A 21,027-nucleotide genomic window follows, 5' to 3' on the forward strand; every position below is an offset into this window, starting at 1 on the left:
TTCTTTCCCCAATTTTTCTATGTTCATCTCATACTTCTACTCTAAAAACTATTTTTCCCTATCTCTAGAAGTTCAGCGTAACATATCTATTTTCTTCTATAATTCACATTTTAATTCATCCTTGATATTGTTTCCAATACGAATAGTTACAACAATCATTATATCATCAATACGTATAAAATAAAATATTTTATCGAAAATTGTTTTATATAGTCGTATTGTTTTTCGTAATATAACATATATTATATAAAATTTATGCTTAAACATACACCTTATTTTAGTAAGTGACTTATTTTACTATATCTTCAAGTTTAGCTTCAATAACTTTAGCTAATTGTGATGTTAATAGTTCTATTTGTATACCTATCTTTCCTCCACTAACAACAATCTCTTCTATTTTAGAAGCACTAGCATCAATAAAAGTTGTATAATTCTTCTTCATCCCTACAGGAGAACAACCTCCTCTAATGTAGCCTGTGAACTTTAAAATATCCTTAACTGGTATCATATCAACCTTCTTCTCTTCAGCAACTTTTGCAGCTTTTTTCAAATCAAGCTCTTCTTTAACAGGTATTATAAAAACATAAATATTCTTACTGTTTCCCTGAGCCACTAATGTCTTATAAACAACACTTGGGCTCTTACCTATTTTTTCTGAAACTGAAATACCATCTATTTTTCCATCATTGTTATCATAGGTAATGACATTGTAATCTATTTTTTTTTGATCAAGAATACGCATAGCATTCGTTTTAATTTTGGACATTTCAAAAACTCCCTTCAAATAATCCAATATTTTTTTTCTAAAATAACATTCAATAGACATCTAGTCTATTAAAGATACATAACTTCAATCCTTAAACAATCCTTAAACAATTCATAAATATTTCACTTTATGAAATAGTAGAAAACAAAAAAGGTCGTATCTAATACGACCTTGGTGGAGATAATGGGACTCGAACCCACGGCCTCTTGAATGCCATTCAAGCACTCTCCCAAACTGAGCTATATCCCCACATATAGTTATATTATTATTATACAATATTTGTTAAATTTATCAAGCAAATTATATAAAGTTAAACAATTATCGAACTTATATATAATGAATTATAAATTCGTTTATCCATAAAATATACCCCTTCAATCCTTAAACAATTCATTAATAGCAAAATTAATAGACATCAAAACCATTAAATTGAAGCCAGATTTCACTTTATTAAATAGCAACAAATTAAAACCCACAAGCTTCCCGCCTGTGGGTTTTAATTATGCATTATTAAATAATTCTTCGAATTCATTAGCTTCAAGCTTTTCTTTTTCTAGAAGTGCTTGTGCTACTGCGTGAAGCTTAGTCATATTTTCATTTAGAAGTTTCTCTGCTTTCTCATAAGCTTCATCTATAAGACCTTTTATCTCTCTATCTATCTTAGCTCCAATTTGTTCACTGAAGTTTCTGCTTCTTCCTATATCTCTGCCTAGAAATACTTCATTATGATCACTACCAAATGAAATTGGTCCAAGGTCTTCACTCATGCCATATTCCATAACCATACTTCTAGCAATATGACTTGCTCTATCAATATCATTCTTAGCACCAGTACTTATATCTCCGATAATAAGCTTTTCAGCAACTCTTCCTCCAAGAAGTCCTATCATTTCATCCTTTAGCTTTGACTTAGAAGTATAACTTCTATCTTCTTTCGGAAGATGCATAGTGTATCCACCAGCCATACCTCTTGGTATTATGCTTATTTGATGAACTGGATCAGCATTCGGAAGAAGTTTCATTACTACTGCGTGACCAGCTTCATGGTATGCAGTAAGCTTTCTATCATGTTCACTTATAACTCTACTCTTCTTTTCTGGACCAGCAATAACTCTTGTAATTGCCTCTTCCATCTCTTCCATAGTTATAAGCTTTCTACTTCTTCTAACAGATAAAAGTGCTGCTTCGTTCGTTAAGTTTTCTAAATCTGCTCCAGTAAAGCCTGGAGTTCTCTTTGCAAGTATATTTAAGTTTATATCCTCTGAAAGTGGTTTATTTCTAGTATGAACTTTAAGTATTTCTTCTCTTCCTTTAACGTCAGGAGCTCCAACCACTATCTGTCTGTCAAATCTACCTGGTCTTAATAATGCAGGATCTAAGATATCAGGTCTATTTGTAGCAGCAATCATTATGATTCCTTCATTAACTCCAAACCCATCCATTTCAACTAACAGTTGGTTTAATGTCTGCTCTCTTTCATCATGTCCTCCACCTAAACCAGCACCTCTTTGTCTACCAACAGCATCGATTTCGTCAATAAATACAATACATGGAGAATTCTTCTTAGCCTGCTCAAATAGATCTCTTACTCTTGAAGCACCTACTCCTACAAACATTTCCACAAAATCTGAACCCGATATGCTAAAGAATGGTACTCCAGCTTCTCCAGCAATAGCTTTTGCAAGAAGTGTTTTACCTGTTCCTGGAGGACCAACTAAAAGTACTCCTTTTGGTATTCTTGCTCCCATCTCAATGTATTTCTTAGGCTGCTTCAAGAAATCGACGATCTCTTCAAGCTCAGCTTTCTCTTCATCGGCTCCTGCAACATCTTTAAAAGTTATTCTCTTTTTATCAAGAGTAGCCATTTTTGCTCTACTCTTACCAAAATTCATAACTCCTCTACTGCCACCTCCACTTTGTGACTGCTGCATGAATATGAAAAAGAAAGCTAAAAATAATACAATTACCAAAATTGTTGGTATTATTTGAACCCATGCTGAAATATTAGTTGGTGGTTCAAATAATACTGTTACATTTGGTTTATAATTTTCCTTTAATAATATATTCAATGTTTCAACAGGAACAAAAGTACTGAAATTCTTACCACTTGATAATGTTCCTTCAATGGTCATCTTATCCTGTTTAACACGTATACTTTTTACTTCATCACTAATCCATTTCTGCTGAAATTCACTATAAGGTATATTACTTCCTACATCTCCGCTTTTTACAAGAAAAACAGCAGAAACAATAACCATTATCATTACTACAATCCAGGCCGTTAAGCTTGAGAACTTTTTCATATTAGGCCCCCCTCTCTTCTCACTACTAAAAATTTTACCATACCATTATTTTATTTACAATAATTAGTAATTATTATTTATTATATATTTCCCTTTTTAAAGTTCCTATAAAAGGTAAGTTTCTATACTTTTCAGCATAATCAATCCCAAATCCAACTATAAATTCATCTGGAACTTCAAAGCCATAATATTTAACTTCTATATCAGCTTTTCTTCTTGCTGGCTTATTGAGTAATGAAACTATCTCTATACTTTGAGCCTTTCTATCTCTTAAAATTTTTAAAAGATAATTTAAAGTTAGTCCTGTATCCACTATATCCTCAACAATAAGTATATCCTTACCCTCAATATCACTGTCTAAATCTTTAAGAATTCTTACAACACCTGAAGTTTCAGCAGAATTCCCATAACTTGATACTGACATAAAGTCTAACTCACAAGGAACTGTTATGTACTTTATAAGTTCTGATGTAAACACTACAGATCCTTTAAGTACTCCTACAACTACTAAGTTCTTATCTTGATAATCTTTACTTATCTGTACTGCTAATTCCTTAACCTTTTCAACAACTTGTGTCTCCGAAAATAAAACTTCTTCAATGTGTTCTCTCATCCTTATAGTTCCTTTCTATCAACTTTATTTGTAAAATGTTCTTTGTATCTTTTGTAACCTTAAAAGTGTTGCTAACTTTTAAACCAACTACCCACGCTATGTCGTTATCAAAACATACCAGTGGAATTTTACCTCTCATATCTTGTGGAATTTTCTCATCGATAAATATATTCTTTAACTTTTTTGTTCCATTCATACCATGAGGTATAATTCTATCACCGTCCCGCCTATTTCTTATGATTATGTTTTCTTTTATCTTATCATAATCAAAATATTTGATTAAGTCATCTTTTATAAAGTCTAAATTACCTTTATTACTAAGTATTTTCATTGAAATTTGATACTCGAAGTTTGGAACATTTAGTATTTTCTCCTCATTATGAGAAAACATATCTCTTGGATACTGTAATATATAATCTAATAGTGATTCTTTCTTATTAGAATTCAAATCTATTGCTATTTCTCCATAGATATTTGTTATCTTTACCTTATTGGGAAGAAAAAGCATTTTCCCTGTTTCACCTTGTTGTAACGAGATAACATCATAAATATGTTTCATCTCAAAGTTATAGCTTGTTCCTATTAAATTACCTAATGCTCTTCTTATAATCCTAGTAAGTATGGCTTCATGCTCACTAAAAGCTTCTTCTCTAATTATTAGTTTGTGTTGATCGTTATTATAACAAAATCTTTTATATTTTAAATCTACAACTTCTTCAATATAATTACTATCTATATATGCTAAGGATGCTAACCTATTTAAGGTAGAAACTATATCTTTATTAAAATACTCTTTTATAAAAGGAATCATCTCAAGTCTTACCCTATTTCTAGAATATATACTTTCTAGATTTGTTTTATCAATCCTAGGCTTTAACTGTTCTTTCTTGCAATACTCTTCAACTTCTTCTCTAGTAAAACAAAGTATAGGCCTTATAAAAATATCATCTCTTACAGGTTTTATACCTACAAGCCCCTCAAGACCAGTACCTCTCATTATTCTCATAAGAAGAGTTTCTGCCTGATCGTTAGCATTATGTGCTATTGCTACCTTACTTAATTGATGTTGTTCCATAAGTTGCTTGAAAAAATCATATCTTTCTTCTCTTCCTGCCATTTCAGAAGAAATTCCTTTTTGCTTTGATACTTCATTTATATCAACTCTCTTTACAAAGCAGGAAATGCCCTTGTTTTCACAAAAATCTCTTACATACTCTTCATCTGCCAATGCCTCATCTCCTCTAAGCATGTGATTTACATGAGCAGCATAAACAGTTACATCTAATTCATCTTTTAAGGAATAAAGTATATGTAAAAGGCACATAGAATCTGGTCCTCCAGAAGTAGCAACCAAAATCTTTTCGCCTTTTTTTATCATATTATTATACTTAATAAAGTTAATAACCTTATCTTTCAAATCTTAACACTTCCTAATATTATGTTTTGTTAATTAATTATATCATAACAGCTTATAATTATTAACAATAAATGATAGAATTTTACTATAACTAATTTAGCTTTCTCAAATATGTTTAATATATAATAAATTTGTTACTTTTATTAATTATTATCAAAATCCAATTATAAGTAATGACTTATAATTAAATTTACAATTTCAGAAAAAGCATTGTAAGCCAATGCTTTTTTGAAATCCATTAAATATCAATCCCTTTGTTTTTAATATAATGCATAAATCTTTGATACTACTACTGTCATATCATCCTTAGTTTTTCCACCATTAAGCTCTTTCGCTTTTTCTAAAATATCGTTTACTAATTCCTTTGGATTCTTATTTTTTGTTTCTCCCAAAAAATCCACTAGCCACTCACAGTTTGACTCTCCTCCTATTCCTTCGAGAACTCCATCACTTATAGTAACCAAAACATCTCCATTTGAAACCTTTTTTTCTACAATATCTACATCTGGAGAATCTAATACTCCAAAAGGTAAGGTATTAGATTTTACAACTTCTATCTTATCTCCTCTTTTTATAAAACTTTCAACAGCTCCTATCTTCATAAAAGTTATATTACCTGAATAGAGATCAATATTTTGCATGTCTAAAGTTGCAAATTTTTCATCTTCAGAAAATTTCATTGTCATTATTGAGTTAACAGTGTTTATCGCTGTAAGTTCAGAAAAACCTGATTGTGTAAACTTTTCTATAAGTTCTACTGCAGCCTTACTTTCAACTCCTGCTTCTGGCCCAGATCCCATGCCATCACTTATCACTATCATGTAGTTACCATCTTTAGTCTTTCCAAAGCTGTAACTATCTCCCGTAAACTTTTCTCCTTCCTTACACGCAACAGCTGCATAAGAAGATATATGATATTTTGGGGCTTCTTCAATGCGAACTGTACACTTATTATTGGTAGGATCTATAGAACACCCATCGCCCCCAACACTCATTGTACGCCCTATGCTACTATTAATAATAGGTAATAGCTCTTTAATACAAAGTTGTCCACCATGACAGTTATCCATCATAATCTTAATATTTAACCTTCCTTGTTTATCATTGTAACAAAGAACATCATCATATTTTATATTCAATTTATTTAAAGCCCTTCTTATAGTTCTTTCTACATCACTACAAATGGTTATATCTCTATTAAAATCGTCTATTATCTCTCCGATAGTCACCGCCATATTGCTTATATGACCTGCTAAAAGTTTTCTACCTTCACTCAATCTCTTCCTCAACGTTTCATTAAGTATATAATTATTTACTATTTCTTCAGTGTTTTTTATAAGTCCAAATTTTTTGATGCATTTTTTTTCAAGTTCCTGTGGAAACTTACTACCACCATCCTGGTAGTTTCTTATAAGCTCTGCAAAGGCATTATATGTGCTGTGTAATTCTCTCTTCCAACATAAATATTTCATATCACAACTTCCACAAACTCTATCAGCAAGATTTTCTATAAGAGCACTACTTTTATTCTTAAGAAGAAGTCTATCATTGTCCATAAGATTATTAAGAGTTAATGACATTGTTGAAAGCACCTCTGTGAAATCGTTTAACCTACTGGTAAATTCCTCTTTGATCTTAATAAAATGAAGTTCACTTATAGCATCTTGTTTTTTATCATTATCTAACTCCATAGCTAATTTGAAATAAACCATTTTAGGAATCATAGAAAATAATATTCCTGAAACAACAGCTTCTATAATTTGAAAACCGTCAAAAGTCTTGGAATACATTGCTAAAATAAGATAAATTATTAAATAAGCAATCATAGCTATAAACTTTCCTGTATCCTTAAAAATCCCCACCATCAAACCACAGACTCCATATACACTGATATAAAGCATCATATTATTAGTAGCTAATCCTACTATAATTCCCATGGTTACCCCTGCAGCTGCTCCTACTGAACTACCTAATCCAAATGCTATTGTAATAATAAAAAACAATGCTGCAATATTTCTTATACCTACATTAAATACTTGAACATCTCCTATTCCGGATACTACAAGACAAATAAGAAGTGCCATAGAAACCATCTCTTCAGTATTAAAAAGATGATTTGTATTTATATCATCTATGCATGTTATAGCATACTTAATTATATAATATATTGGGTAGATTATAATAGTTTGAACTAAAGACGTGATTATATTTACATCAATAGGAAAATGATTTACAAAGGCTCTATAGAATATCATAGATAAAATTATAATACTAAAACCTACGATTACATTATTTCTACTTTTAAGTGTAAGTGATATGTTTTGAAATATCGCTATTAAAGTAACTATAAGGATACATAACTGAATATTCTGAAAATTTGACATAAGGGTTACATATCCTAATAATGCTCCTACAGTAGCTACTATACTCTCTTTTCTATCACCCCGATTTAAAAAGGCAAGTAAAAATGCTATTCCAAAAGGCGCTAGATTTTCCAGAGTATTTATACCTATATTGATTACTACTCTACTTAATAGAAAAGCTCCAATAAAATCAAAAGCTAATCTAAAAGGGGAACCAAGCAACTTAATCTCTCTCTTCTCTTTATCTCCTCTGCTCACCCGTTTATATGTAGATACATCAACACCGTATTGCATAACACTACCTCCAAATTCATTATTAGAAGTTTATGTTCATTATAACAAATACATATGGAAATATATGTCACTTGATGCGTATAAAGAAAACTTTCGTAGGACAACAATATCTATTTTTCTTTTTTTACAGAATAGACCAAAAAGAAGATAACTTCCCTTTTCCTTATCTTAATTAAATAGTATTTTTGCTATTTAATTAAAATATATTATTTTAACTAGATAATTCTAATACATAAAAGAAATACTTATTTGTCGCTATAAGTGAATTTGTGAAAATTTATAGTGATATTTTTTAGGAATAATATAAATTAATTACTTTTATGTCATAACTCCTTATACTATAAATATTATCAAGTTAATAATTACAAATTAAATATATAATTAATCACAAAATAAAACAGAGTGAAAAGATATGTAATCTTTTCACTCTTGTCAACGTATGGTTGCGGGGGCAGGACTTGAACCTACGACCTTCGGGTTATGAGCCCGACGAGCTACCAACTGCTCCACCCCGCGATATTATATTGGTGCTGGAGACCGGAATCGAACCGGTACGGTGTTTTAGCACCGCAGGATTTTAAGTCCTGTGCGTCTGCCAGTTCCGCCACTCCAGCGTAAAAATAATTTTTAGTAAAATGGTAGCGGAAATAGGACTTGAACCTACGACACTTCGGGTATGAACCGAATGCTCTAGCCAGCTGAGCTATTCCGCCACATTATATGGTTGCGGGGGCAGGACTTGAACCTACGACCTTCGGGTTATGAGCCCGACGAGCTACCAACTGCTCCACCCCGCGATATTGTATTGGTGCTGGAGACCGGAATCGAACCGGTACGGTGTTTTAGCACCGCAGGATTTTAAGTCCTGTGCGTCTGCCAGTTCCGCCACTCCAGCATTTTTTCTTAGCCGCCTCTCAGCGACAAGTTTTATTATAAGGCATGTTAATAATACTGTCAACACTTTTCGCAAAATAATTTTATGATATTTTTTATAAAATTATTTTTCTATGATAATATACCAGTTTAAGCTCTGTAAGAGATGAATTAGAAGTTACCCCTGCTTTTTAAAACAGACTAAAAACTTAACCCATTAATCTCTAAATACTAATTTAATTTAAACTAAAGTTCGGATAGATTTACTATCCGAACTGTATGATAAATTAACTAATTTTAGCCAAAATTCTTCTTGCTACCTCTAGCCTTAAAATCTTGATTTTTCTTTACGTCTGCAAGCCTTTCTTCACTATCTTTTAAAAACTTTGACATTATATCTTCAAAGTTATGTGAAGATGACTTTCTCTTTTCAGCATTCCAATCTATTTCTGCTGGTTTTGCTGACTTTCTTTGAATATTTGCTTGCTTAATTGAAAGACTTATCTTCCCATTGTCATCAATTGAGATTACTTTTACTTTTACCTTATCTTGTTCTTTAAGATGTTGTCTGATATCTTTAACAAAAGAATCTGCAACTTCAGAAATATGAACTAGACCTGTCTTTCCTTCCACTTCAACAAATGCCCCAAAGTTTGTGATGTTAACTACTGTTCCTTCTAATATGTTTCCTGCCATTAAGGTCATGTTAAAAAGACTCCTCCTTAAAAATAATTAAATATATATGTTATTTAAATAATAACCTATTTATTTGTGCTTGAATCATTAGTATTTCCATTTAGTTGAACTTTTTTTTCACCTGGCTTAATCATTCCTAATCTTTCTCTAGCCATTTTCTCAATATAAGAATCTGTTTTTGACAGATCTACTTCTTCTTTAAGCTTTTCATTATTTTGCTTTATTTTTTCTAACTCTTCTTGGCTTTCATTAATCTGAATTTCAATCTTTCTCATTGTTAATTGTTGTCTAACAAAACTAAAACAAAAAATTGAAATTAAAATAACTATAACAATGTTCTTAAGGGTAATTGTTTTTCTCATAATGAACCCCTTTTTTCATTTCCATTAAAATTCATTTCTAATCTTATTTTAATAACTATTGTATCTTTATTCAAGTAAATTTTTTATCCAATTATTTATTATCTTTATTCCCAATAAAAATAACCTTCAATCCATATATTAAATTTTTCAAAAATATTCTTATAAATTTAAATATCCCTAATCTAATTTTTTGTTCAGTTCTTTGAAAAAAAACACTTACAAACCTTAAGTATAAAAGAATCCCTAAAACTAAAAATACATATACATATGGACCTAAAAATGCATAATTTACATACAGTAAAAAAATAAATATCACAATACCGCATAATATCCAAAACAAAAAATCTTCTATTAATTGTATAAATTGGGGTGTATTAATTCCTCTTATAACTCTATATAGGTCAAACAATATCCCCGTCAAAATTCCTGATATTATACTGTATATTACTATTCTAAACTGTATTGATAATGGTAATAACATCCCCTCACCTACTTAAATAATCTCACTAAGATACTCTCCTTATTTTTCTTAACCTCGTTACCTGTATATACAATAGAAGCTATATGCCCAACTATAATTACATCCCCATTCTGAACATCAAGTTTATTCATTTTTAGGCCTTCTCCTTTAATAGTTAACATTCCAAGACATGTATTTAATAATATTTTTGCCTCATCAAAACTTAAAACTTCTATAACACCAGTTAAAGTTAACTTTTTCCTACTATCAAGTACAAGGTTACTCTTTTTTTCTTGAACCCTTAACTCCTTCTTATTCTCCATATTATTCCTCCCATATGTTGTTATAATAAAATATATGACAGCTATTTTTTATATATTCAATTCTAATAATCTTTACATTATTAAATAAATATAACTGTACTAGAAACTATATTTACGTATCTCCAATTAATTGCTAATATCAAAACCTTCCCAAAACACACTTAAGTAAAACTGAATAGCATCAGTCTATTCAATTTTAGTAAGATTTCAGATTAAAATCACAGAAAATAAATCGAAGTAGGCACCGAGCCTACTAAGAATACACAACTTCAATCCTTAAACAATTCATGAAAATAGCCTCCACATTCAATGCCTTTTCTAGGATATATAAGTTCAATCATTAACGAACTTTAGGAAATAGTCTCGGCATTCAATATTTTTCCTAAAATTCTTAATTCAATATGAACTTCTATATCATGAATTATAAATTAAGTTATGAAGTTGTATATCTATAGATTGAGTCAAATTTCACTTCATAAAATGACAACAAGTAAAAAGCCTCTTTGATATATCAATCAAAGAGGCTATACTTCTTCACCATTATCTTCTTCACCTTCAAGTATTTCGTACATTGCTTTAGCATCTTCTTTCTTTACATGTTCAGCAATGTTTATTATTCTTGCCTTAAGAATTTTTTTAGCAAAAGCAATTTCTATAATATCTCCTTCTTTAATATCTGAAGAAGGTTTTGCTACTTTTCCATTTATAGAAACCCGCCCACCTTCACACGCTTCCTTAGCAACTGTTCTTCTTTTTATTATTCTAGAAACCTTTAGGTATTTATCTAATCTCATTGTTAATCTCCTTTAAATTTGTAAAAGAACCCGAGAGATTTCGGGTTCTATAGCAATTTTATCAATTACTTATTAACTTTTTCCTTAAATTCTTTACCAGCTTTGAATACTGGAACCTTTGAAGCTGGTATTTGAATAGTTTCTTTAGTTCTTGGATTTCTTCCTTCTCTAGCAGCTCTTTCTCTAGTTTCAAAAGTACCAAATCCAACCAATTGAACTTTTTCTCCATTTTCAAGAGCTTCTTGAACACTTTCCATGAAAGCCTTTAATGCAACTTCTGCATCTTTCTTTGTTAACTTACTTTTTTCAGCCATACTTGAAATTAATTCTGCTTTATTCACTTTTACATCCTCCTTATAACCACATGTTAGTATAGTTTTATAGTACCACATAAATTCCTAAATGTACTATAACTTACATTATCATATTATATATCCACTTTTTTATCTAGTCTATAGAAATAACCCTTTTTAGCCAAATATTATAATACGGTAATGCTCATTACTTTAAAGTATATATATTCTTATTATTCTGCATAAAAAGGAAATTTCCTTCTCTGCAACTATTTTTTTTCAGCATTTTTTGCACAGTTCCACAATTTATCCATTTCTTCTAGTGTCATCTCTGTTAATTGAATTCCTTTTTTTTCAGCTTCCTTTTCTATATAAGAAAATCTTCTTATAAACTTGTCAGAAGTAGCATTTAGCGCTAATTCTCCTTCTACGTCTAAAAACCTAGCTACATTAACGCAGGCAAATAATAAGTCCCCTACTTCTTCTACTATTCTTACCTTATTTTCCCCATTATATACCTCTCTTATCTCTTGAAGTTCTTCTTCTACCTTCTTCATAGCTTCTTCTACCCTATCCCAGTCAAATCCTACCTTTTTAGCTTTACTTTGAACTTTTGCTGCTCTCATTAACGCTGGAAGATTCTTAGCTATACCTTCAAGTTCCTCTGTTACAGTTACAAAACCCTTTTCTTTCTTCTTTATCTCTTCCCACTTAACTACCACTTCTCCTGAAGTCTTTGCAACGCCTTCGCCAAATACATGAGGATGTCTTTCTATCATCTTATTACATATGCCTTCTATAATATCTCCAATATCAAAATACCCATCTTCTTTTCCTATTGATCCATGAAATACTACTTGAAGAAGTACATCTCCAAGCTCCTCTATAAGAGCAGCATCATCTTCATTCTCAATAGCATCTAATACTTCATAGCTTTCCTCCACTAATGCCTTTTTTAGACTCTCATGAGTCTGTTCTCTATCCCAAGGACAGCCATCTTCTCCTCTTAAGGTTTCTATAATATTTATTAAGTCATAAAAATCCTTTTTATTATTTAGATCCTTCGGAATATATACTGATGTTAAATAATCAATATCTTCCTGCATATCCAACTCATATAAAGGAATTTTTCTTATGCTTTCAAGTCCTTTTATTCCTGCTGCTCTTACAAAATATATTTCCGTATCATCGTTATAATATTCCTGAAGTTTTAATTTTACTTCCGAAGCAATAAATGGATTGTATACCTGAGTTACTATAGTTCCAATTCTTTTATCTAAAACTTGATGATTCATATCAAAAGCGTCAATAACTTTTATACCTTCCACTGGATCAATCTTTAGTCTCTCCATAATAGCATCTATAAAACTTACAGCTGGGAGCACCTCATATTCTATACCTTTTTGCTCACAGAGTTTTATAAGATTAAATACTGATTTTTCTGCTACAAGCGGATGCCCTGGCACAGCATATACCATTGTACTATTTAAGTCTATTTTTTCAATTAAATTGGTAGCTATAGTTTGATAAACTTCATCAAAACTATCTGCCTTTTCATAAACATAATCATAAGTCTCAAAACTTATTCCCTCTTCTTTTAAATACTCTACAGTTGGATGCTTTTCAGTTCTTAGATAAACCTTCTGACAATTTTTTAAAGCTCTTAGTCCACCTAGTGTAAGGGCATCTATTGCCCCTGGGCCTAATCCTACTATTTTGATCATTGGATTCTCTCCTTTTATCTATATCTTTTAAGAATTTTGCTCATTATATATTGATACTTAAACACTCCAAAAATTACTATAAGTAATACATATATAATAATACCGAAAAATATAGAAATCAAGCTAGATAAAGCATTACTGTGAAATACATGGAATGCTTTTATATATATTCCAAGTACCGCTACTATCATTACAAGTGCTGCCATAGATGGTTTTATTATAGCTTGAAAATAATTTATTGAAACTTTAAGTTCATACTTCATATAAACAATATTTAAAATTGAAGAAACCAAATAAGCTAATATAGATGCTATAACAGCACCATATATATTAAGCCATTGCACAGGTATTAAATATATTGTTAATATTATCTTTACGAAACATCCTATCAATAAATTTATAACTGGTATGGCAAAAAATCCCGTCCCTTGAAGAATGGATGTAGTAGTTTGAGTTAATATAATAAAAGGTATTGAAACAGACAAATATTTTAATATTTCATAACCTTCATGTCTTCCAGGAAATATCAACCTCATTACTGGCTCTGCCATGAAAAACAATCCTAGAAAGCAAGGAATAGCAATTACCATTGATAGTTTCATAGCTATATCTACTTTATCTTTCACTTCGTTCATATTCTTTAGTATATAGTTTTCTGCAACTATTGGTATTAATGAGGTGCTTAATGCTAGAGAAAGAGTTAGTGGTATATTTACAAGTACTGAAGCTTTCCCTGTAAGTTGAGCATAAAGTACGGTAGCCTGCTTATAATCAAAACCTGATTGTAGAAGCTTTTGCGGTACTAGAATTGAATCTATAAGACTTGCTACAGTACTCACAGCACACCCTAAAGATATAGGTATAGATATTCTTATAAGTTCACTCATAATCTTTTCACTTGATTTAATTTTCTTTATTCCCCAGCTTCTTTTCAAATTAATATATTTAAACCATAAGTATATTCCTCCAATTATTCCTCCTACAGCTGCACCAAAAGCTGCACCACCTGCTGAGTATTCTATTCCATATGGAAGAAGAATAAAAGCTAGTCCAACACCAACAACGACTCTTCCTATCTGCTCTACTATTTGAGAAATAGCAGAAGGATTCATATTCTGAAGTCCTTGAAAAAACCCTCTAAATGCTGTCATAACCGATATTAAAAGTGGTGCTAAAGCTACTCCGAGAATTGAGTAATATGATTTAGGATCCCATCTAAGAGCATCTATTATAGTTTCAGCTCCGAAAAATAAAAAGAGTGTCATGCCTGTCCCAAGAAAGAGCATTAATATCATCGATTCCTTTAGAACTTCAAAAGAACTTTCTATATCTCCAACTGCATTACTCTCCGAAACCATTTTAGATACAGCAACTGGTATTCCTGAAGCAACAGCTACGAAAAACATGTATAGGGGATAGGTCATTTGATAATATCCCAACCCTTCATCTCCTATTAACATAATTAAAGGCCATCTAAAAAATATACCTAAGAATCTTGTGAAAATACCAGAAATACCCAGTACCAAACTGCCCTTTATCAATGATTGTTTTTTCATACAATACCTCCAAATTACATAATAACTATTTAATCTTTATTGTAAATTTGGAGGTATTATTACAAATAAATGCTTTTAAATGAATAGAGTTTAGAAAAATTGTTAATAATTTAAATGTTTTGATATGCGAGTACTAGTAAGTTATTGTTCCATTTGTTTTCCTAAAAATGCAGCTGCTGTTTCTGCAAGCTTAATTTCTAAATCACTAAATTTTTCACCAGCTTGCTTAGAAAGTATAATAACAGCTCCTATTGCATCTCCTTCAGCTATTATAGGAGAAATAACTTGACATGCGTATTTGTCATCTGCTGTGTCATCATTATACAAAGGAACAACCTTACCTGTAGCTGTAGCTGTAGCTGTACTTGCACCTAAGCACATTGTTTTTCTTTCTTCCATTATCTTTTCAAGCTCATTACTTATCTTCTTTTCTATAAAATCCTTCTTTGAAGCTCCACTTACTGAAATGAAAGCATCCTTATCAGCAATTAAAACAATATGTCCAATTGCTTGTTGCAGACTTTCTGCATATTCCTTTGAGAAGTCTGTTAGCTCACCTATAGGGGAATATTTCTTTAGTATTACTCCACCCTCTCTGTCAGTAAATATTTCTAAAGGATCACCTTCTCTTATTCTTAATGTTCTTCTAATTTCTTTTGGAATAACTACTCTACCTAAGTCATCAATACGTCTTACTATACCTGTAGCTTTCATTAGTATTCATTCCCTCCTTAATTGCCTTCACTCCTTAATTGCTTGCACTAAGCTTACATTAATAGTATTTTTCAGAATAGAAATTTTATACACTGATTGGTTATAATTATCTTCTACTATAAACTAAATCCAATAATGACAGAGAAAACAAAAAAATGCTTAAGCCAAGTTGGCTTAAGCACTTCTTTAAAGTTTATTCTCGTATGTTTCAACCTTTAATTCCTTTTTCCATTCATCAAGATTCTTTTTATACGCTGCATCTCTAGCATTATTTTCCAATGTCTCCTTGACTTGATCCTTAACCTCTTCAAGTGATTTTGTTTTTGCTTCCTTTTGAACATTTGTAGCCTTTATAATATGCCATCCAAACTGACTTTTAACCGGTCCAGAGATTTCTCCCTCTTTTAAATTTTTAGCAGCAGCCATAAAATCCTTATCATAGTTTTGATCATCATAGGATATAAAACCTAAATCTCCACCCTTATCCTTAGTACCATCAGTACCATACTTTGCAGCTAAATCTTCAAACTTTGCTCCCTTGTTTAATTCATCCTGTATTTTTTTAGCTTCATCTTCAGTTTTAACAAGTATATGTCCAAGCTGTGCTCCTGGTTGCTGAGTGAATTGAGCTTTATTTTCATTATAATACTTTTCTATATCTGCATCAGTTACTTTTATATCTTTAAATATATAATCCATTACCTTTTGAATCTTAACTTGCTCAGCTAAATAACTCTTTAAAGACTCCGTTGTAAAGTTTGCACTTTTTAAAGCTTCATTAAACTGATCATCATTTTGATAAACCTTTTTAATATCATCAAATTTCTTACTTACTTCTTTATCAAGTTCATCTTTACCTGGAACAAGTTTTAGCTCCTCAGCTTTCTTTAAAAATACCTTTTCTGTTACCATCCCATCTAAATATTGTTTTCTCTGTTCAGTAAGGGTATCCTTAGCATCTTTATTCTTTGATAAATCTTCTCCATATTGTTGTTTTAATTGTTCAATAATTGATTTCATTCTATCATCCACTTGACCTAACGTAATCTTCTCACTACCTACCTTTGCAACAACAGTTTTTTGTATAGCTTCAGGCGTTTTTTGAATCATGTTACATCCAGCTAGTGAAAATCCTAAAACACCAACTAAAGTAATTGTAAGTAATCTCTTTATGTTTCTCAAATTTAATCCCTCACTTCTCTATTTATATTATTTCTATTCTTCTCAATCTTTAGAGATAAAATTAGTATATCAGTTAATATGTGTAATTTCAATTTACAACTATTAATTATTAATTTTTATTAAACTATCTAAAAGCTGTTTAAATACTCCAAGCATATCCACTTTCTTTATATCCTTAAGTTTATATACAAAAGCAGGTTTATCACCTAACTTTATAATGATATTATTCTTATGTTTTTCTAAAAGCTCTTTAAATAAATTTTGTTTAACTCTCTCTCTACTTTGGAATTCAAACGTAACCTCACTACCTCTTTCTTTTATATCCTCAATTCCAAGAATTCTCCCTCTACTCTTTATATAAGCTATATCCATTAGATTATATACTGGCTGCGGTATATCTGAATACCTGTCTTCAAGTTCATCCTTAATATCCATATAGTCTTCAAGATTTTCTATAGCTGCAATCTTCTTATAGATTTCAATCTTTTGAAGCTCATCTTCAATATACTCAGAAGAAATATACGCATCTACTTTTATATCAATAGATGTCTCCACTGGCTCTTGTTCAATTTCTCCCTTAATAAGCTTTATAGTATCCTCAAGCATTCTGCAATATAAATCATATCCTATTGAAGCCATATGACCATGCTGAGCAGAACCCATCATATTACCTGCGCCTCTTATCTCTAGGTCTCTCATCGCTATTTTAAAACCTGAGCCAAGTTCTGTAAAATCCTTTAATGCTTTCAATCTCTTTTCTGCTACTTCAGTTAAAATCTTATCTTTTTTGTATATAAAATAAGCATAAGCTATTTTATTACTTCTGCCAACTCTTCCTCTAAGTTGATAAAGCTGCGAAAGTCCCATCTTATCTGCATCATAAACAATCATAGTATTTACATTAGGTATATCAATACCAGTTTCTATAATTGTTGTACAAAGAAGAACATCATATTCATGATTCATGAATGCCATCATTTCATTTTCAAGTTGACGTTCAGTCATCTGTCCATGCGCTATAGTTACCCTGCTTTCTGGTATCAAGTTTCTTAAATAATCACCCATGTTATGGATGTCATCTACCCTATTGTATACAAAGTAAACCTGACCATTTCTATTTATTTCTCTCAATACAGCATCCCTCAGAAGCTGATCATTTTGTTCCACTACATAGGTTTGAATTGGATACCTTTCCTCTGGAGGTGTTTCTATAACCGAAATATCTCTTACACCTGTTAAAGACATATGTAGAGTTCTTGGTATAGGGGTAGCACTTAGAGTAAGAACATCTAAATTTTTCTTTAAGTTTTTTATCCTTTCCTTTTGAGCTACACCGAATCTCTGCTCTTCATCAACAATTAATAGTCCTAAATCTTTAAATTGAATATCCTTAGAAACAAGTCTATGGGTTCCTATAAGAATATCTACATTTCCTTCCTTCACAGCCTGAAGTGTTTCTTTCTGCTGCTTAGCAGTTCTAAATCTCGATATCATATCTATTTTTATAGGAAAATCTGAAAATCTCTTTTTCATGTTATTATAATGCTGTTCTGCTAATATAGTAGTCGGAACTAAAAATGCTACCTGCATTCCATCCATTACAGATTTAAAAGCAGCTCTTAATGCAACTTCAGTCTTACCATAACCTACATCTCCACATAGAAGCCTATCCATTGCTTTATCAGATTCCATATCTTTTTTTATCTCTTCTAATGAAGTTAATTGATCAGGTGTCTCTTCATAAGAAAATTCATCCTCAAACTGCCTCTGCCATTCCGTATCCTTTGAAAACTTGTGTCCCTTTAATGTAGATCTAGCAGCATAAAGTTTAACCAAATCCTCTGCAATTTCATTTATCGATTTCCTAGCCTTTGCCTTAGCTTTCTGCCACTCACTACCACCTAGTTTATTAATCTTAGGTGATTTCCCTTCACTTCCTATATATTTTTGTACAAGATCAAGTTGGTCAACTGGAACATAGAGCTTATCTCCCTTTTCATACTCAATATCAAGGTAGTCTCTCTTATGCCCTTCAACCTCTATCTGCTTTATTCCCTTATAAACACCTATACCATGATTTACATGTACCACATAATCTCCAAGCTTAAGTTCTGCAAAGCTTTTTATCTTTGCAACACCCTTTTGCTTAGAAGGTTTTTTACTAGTTTTTCTTTTAGTCTCTCCAAAAAATTCCTTATCAGAAATAACACATACTTTTAATTCTGGATACTCATAGCCCTTCAACTGATTTCCAAAGGTTATAATAACTTCACCTAATTGAATTTCTCCAACTACATCTTTATAGATACTTTCTATTCCTCTTTCCATTAAAGTATCAACTAATCTTTCTCCCCTAGGTCTTGTTCCTGACAGTATTAATGTTTTATATCCCTTACTCTTTTTCTCTCTAATATCTTCTATAAGCAAATCTAACTGTCCATGATAGTTATGTATGGTTAACTGTGAAAAGGTACATACAGAAAGTGGTTTTAAAAAATCAGTAGCATTTGCAAATGGATTAAGAGTTATTATATTACTTGTATTAAAATTTTCTATAATTCTCTCCCTATTCATAATCAAGTTTCCTTGTGAAGGTAAGATATCGCCTCTTTCAAGAAAGGCAGCATAATTTTCTTCAAATTCAAAGATAACACTATCCAACTTTCCTTTGCATCTTTGAGAATCATCCATTATGATTATATAATCTTTAAAATACTGAAATAAGTCTGAAGGCTTTTTAAAGAAAAATGGCAGATAACTATCTATAGTTTCAAAACTCCAAGTTTCCTTAAGATTTTCTAAATTAGACTTAACAACAGAAGTTATCTTGTCTATAATATCTTTCTCACTTCTATCTCTCAACTTTATAAAATTACTTAACTCATCTTTTATCTTTTCAACTGCTTCATTTATGCTTTCTTCATCTAATATTATTTCTTTTGCAGGAAAAATATCTATCTTTTCCACCTTTTCTACACTTCTTTGTGTCTTCACATTAAAGGTTCTTATAGAATCAATTTCATCCCCGAAAAGCTCTACTCTAAATGGTATGGATGAATCAGGAGGATATATATCTAATATCCCTCCTCTCACAGAAAATTGACCTTTACCATCTACTATATCCATTCTTTCATATCCACACTCTACAAGCTTTTTTGCAAAATCTTTAAAATCAATTTCATCTCTTACACTTAAGGAGAATCTATGATTTTTATAGAGTTCCATAGGAGTATAGTAGGATGCAAAGGATTCAATAGAAGTTACTATAATCTTCTTTTTGCTATTATCAAGAATCTCCTTGATAACTTTAAGTCTTGCCCATCTTAAATCTCCCGAAATAGCATCAATATTATAGAACACCACTTCCTTTGAAGGGAAATAGTAAACATCTGTTGTATAAAAAGATAAATCTTCATAAAAATTACGAGCTTCTATATCACTATGAGTAACAACTACTATTGACTTATCTACTTTCTCAAAAACCCCATCAATTAAGTAATTCCTGCCAGAGTCTCCTAGCCCACATATGCTTATAGGAAATTTATTCATTTCAATATTAGATAATACTTCTCCAAATTCTTCACATTCCATCAATGGAGCCATAAGCCCTTTTAATCTCATGCTAACACCACCGTTCATTAACACTTGTTTTATTTGCTGTCATTTCACAAAGTGAAACCTGATTAAAACTGAATAAGTTCTATACCTATTCAGTTTTATTCATATTTAAAGTTATTATATTTATTCATTGATTCCTTTACATCTTCCCTTATAATAGTTTCTATAGCTTCAACAGCAGCTGGAACAGTTCTTTGTAAGATGCTTCTCTCGTCACCTGAAAATTTTCCTAACACATGAGATACTAAATCATGTTTAGGTTGTCCCACTCCTACTTTTACTCTAGGGAATGTATCTGAATTTAAATTTGCTATAATACTTTTTATACCATTATGCCCCCCGGCACTTCCTTGATTTCTTATTCTTAACCTTCCTACTTCTAAACTTATATCATCATATATTACTATTACCTGTTCGTTATCTAACTTATAGAAGTTAACAATCTCTCTTATACTTTCTCCACTAAGATTCATATATGTAGTAGGCTTTAAAAGAATCACTTTTTCATTAGCTATAAAGCCTTCACCGTATACACCTTTAAATTTTATCCTATTTATCTCAATATTATACTTATCTGCCAAGTAATCTACAACATCAAAACCTATGTTATGTCTTGTTCCTACATACTCACTTCCCGGATTCCCTAGTCCTACGATCAAAAACATAATATGCCTCC

General features: G+C 31.1%; 17 protein-coding genes and 6 tRNA genes. All 23 read right to left on the reverse strand.

From position 1 onward, the window contains the following. Positions 1-289: 289 nt before the first annotated feature. Entirely contained in the window at positions 290-766 is a 477-nt protein-coding gene (gene ybaK, locus CPJCM30710_RS14305) for a Cys-tRNA(Pro) deacylase (RefSeq protein WP_212904853.1), read from the reverse strand. Between the two features lie 172 nt (positions 767-938). Then, positions 939-1,015 (reverse strand) — tRNA-Ala (locus CPJCM30710_RS14310). A 251-nt stretch (positions 1,016-1,266) separates the two neighbouring features. Beyond that, positions 1,267-3,069 carry an ATP-dependent zinc metalloprotease FtsH gene (ftsH, locus tag CPJCM30710_RS14315; RefSeq protein WP_212904854.1) on the reverse strand — a complete coding sequence of 601 codons (1,803 nt, stop codon included), beginning with the start codon at positions 3,067-3,069 and terminating at the stop codon, positions 1,267-1,269. A gap of 73 nt (positions 3,070-3,142) precedes the next feature. Continuing rightward, on the reverse strand, positions 3,143-3,682 hold the full coding sequence (hpt, locus tag CPJCM30710_RS14320) for a hypoxanthine phosphoribosyltransferase (protein ID WP_212904855.1): 540 nt from the start codon (positions 3,680-3,682) through the stop codon (positions 3,143-3,145). Then, positions 3,666-5,099 (reverse strand): tRNA lysidine(34) synthetase TilS, encoded by a 1,434-nt coding sequence (gene tilS / locus CPJCM30710_RS14325; RefSeq protein WP_212904856.1) that lies wholly within the window; start codon positions 5,097-5,099, stop codon positions 3,666-3,668. The genes hpt and tilS overlap by 17 nt, the downstream gene beginning before the upstream one ends. A gap of 260 nt (positions 5,100-5,359) precedes the next feature. Beyond that, positions 5,360-7,756 carry a stage II sporulation protein E gene (gene spoIIE / locus CPJCM30710_RS14330; protein WP_212904857.1) on the reverse strand — a complete coding sequence of 799 codons (2,397 nt, stop codon included), beginning with the start codon at positions 7,754-7,756 and terminating at the stop codon, positions 5,360-5,362. Positions 7,757-8,196: 440 nt separating this feature from the next. Further along, positions 8,197-8,272 (reverse strand) — tRNA-Met (locus tag CPJCM30710_RS14335). Positions 8,273-8,281: 9 nt separating this feature from the next. Next, positions 8,282-8,370: transfer RNA gene (locus tag CPJCM30710_RS14340), tRNA-Leu, on the reverse strand. A gap of 22 nt (positions 8,371-8,392) precedes the next feature. Further along, a tRNA-Met gene (locus tag CPJCM30710_RS14345) sits at positions 8,393-8,469 on the reverse strand. A gap of 8 nt (positions 8,470-8,477) precedes the next feature. Next, a tRNA-Met gene (locus tag CPJCM30710_RS14350) sits at positions 8,478-8,553 on the reverse strand. 9 nt (positions 8,554-8,562) lie between these two features. Continuing rightward, positions 8,563-8,651 (reverse strand) — tRNA-Leu (locus CPJCM30710_RS14355). Between the two features lie 275 nt (positions 8,652-8,926). Continuing rightward, complete coding sequence (locus tag CPJCM30710_RS14360) at positions 8,927-9,334, reverse strand: S1 domain-containing RNA-binding protein (RefSeq protein WP_212904858.1); 408 nt, start codon at positions 9,332-9,334, stop codon at positions 8,927-8,929. A 56-nt stretch (positions 9,335-9,390) separates the two neighbouring features. Beyond that, on the reverse strand, positions 9,391-9,687 hold the full coding sequence (locus tag CPJCM30710_RS14365; RefSeq protein ID WP_212904859.1) for an FtsB family cell division protein: 297 nt from the start codon (positions 9,685-9,687) through the stop codon (positions 9,391-9,393). Between the two features lie 91 nt (positions 9,688-9,778). Continuing rightward, on the reverse strand, positions 9,779-10,168 hold the full coding sequence (yabQ, locus tag CPJCM30710_RS14370) for a spore cortex biosynthesis protein YabQ (RefSeq protein ID WP_212904860.1): 390 nt from the start codon (positions 10,166-10,168) through the stop codon (positions 9,779-9,781). Between the two features lie 8 nt (positions 10,169-10,176). Next, a complete protein-coding gene (gene yabP, locus CPJCM30710_RS14375) occupies positions 10,177-10,470 on the reverse strand; it encodes a sporulation protein YabP (protein WP_212904861.1) in 294 nt (97 codons plus the stop codon). Between the two features lie 524 nt (positions 10,471-10,994). Next, a complete protein-coding gene (locus CPJCM30710_RS14380; protein ID WP_212904862.1) occupies positions 10,995-11,264 on the reverse strand; it encodes an RNA-binding S4 domain-containing protein in 270 nt (89 codons plus the stop codon). Positions 11,265-11,329: 65 nt separating this feature from the next. After that, entirely contained in the window at positions 11,330-11,605 is a 276-nt protein-coding gene (locus tag CPJCM30710_RS14385; RefSeq protein ID WP_212904863.1) for an HU family DNA-binding protein, read from the reverse strand. A gap of 221 nt (positions 11,606-11,826) precedes the next feature. Then, complete coding sequence (gene yabN / locus CPJCM30710_RS14390; RefSeq protein ID WP_212904864.1) at positions 11,827-13,281, reverse strand: bifunctional methyltransferase/pyrophosphohydrolase YabN; 1,455 nt, start codon at positions 13,279-13,281, stop codon at positions 11,827-11,829. 14 nt (positions 13,282-13,295) lie between these two features. Then, positions 13,296-14,837 carry a putative polysaccharide biosynthesis protein gene (locus CPJCM30710_RS14395; RefSeq protein WP_212904865.1) on the reverse strand — a complete coding sequence of 514 codons (1,542 nt, stop codon included), beginning with the start codon at positions 14,835-14,837 and terminating at the stop codon, positions 13,296-13,298. Positions 14,838-14,978: 141 nt separating this feature from the next. Further along, positions 14,979-15,551, reverse strand: coding sequence for a stage V sporulation protein T (spoVT, locus tag CPJCM30710_RS14400; protein WP_212904866.1), 573 nt, complete (start codon positions 15,549-15,551; stop codon positions 14,979-14,981). 186 nt (positions 15,552-15,737) lie between these two features. Further along, positions 15,738-16,733, reverse strand: coding sequence for a peptidylprolyl isomerase (locus CPJCM30710_RS14405; RefSeq protein WP_212904867.1), 996 nt, complete (start codon positions 16,731-16,733; stop codon positions 15,738-15,740). 102 nt (positions 16,734-16,835) lie between these two features. Continuing rightward, on the reverse strand, positions 16,836-20,354 hold the full coding sequence (mfd, locus tag CPJCM30710_RS14410) for a transcription-repair coupling factor (RefSeq protein ID WP_212904868.1): 3,519 nt from the start codon (positions 20,352-20,354) through the stop codon (positions 16,836-16,838). Positions 20,355-20,449: 95 nt separating this feature from the next. Further along, positions 20,450-21,016, reverse strand: coding sequence for an aminoacyl-tRNA hydrolase (gene pth, locus CPJCM30710_RS14415; protein WP_212904869.1), 567 nt, complete (start codon positions 21,014-21,016; stop codon positions 20,450-20,452). Positions 21,017-21,027 lie beyond the last annotated feature (11 nt).

Source organism: Clostridium polyendosporum, assembly GCF_018332455.1.
GTDB classification, from domain to species: Bacteria; Bacillota; Clostridia; order Clostridiales; family Clostridiaceae; genus Clostridium_AY; species Clostridium_AY polyendosporum.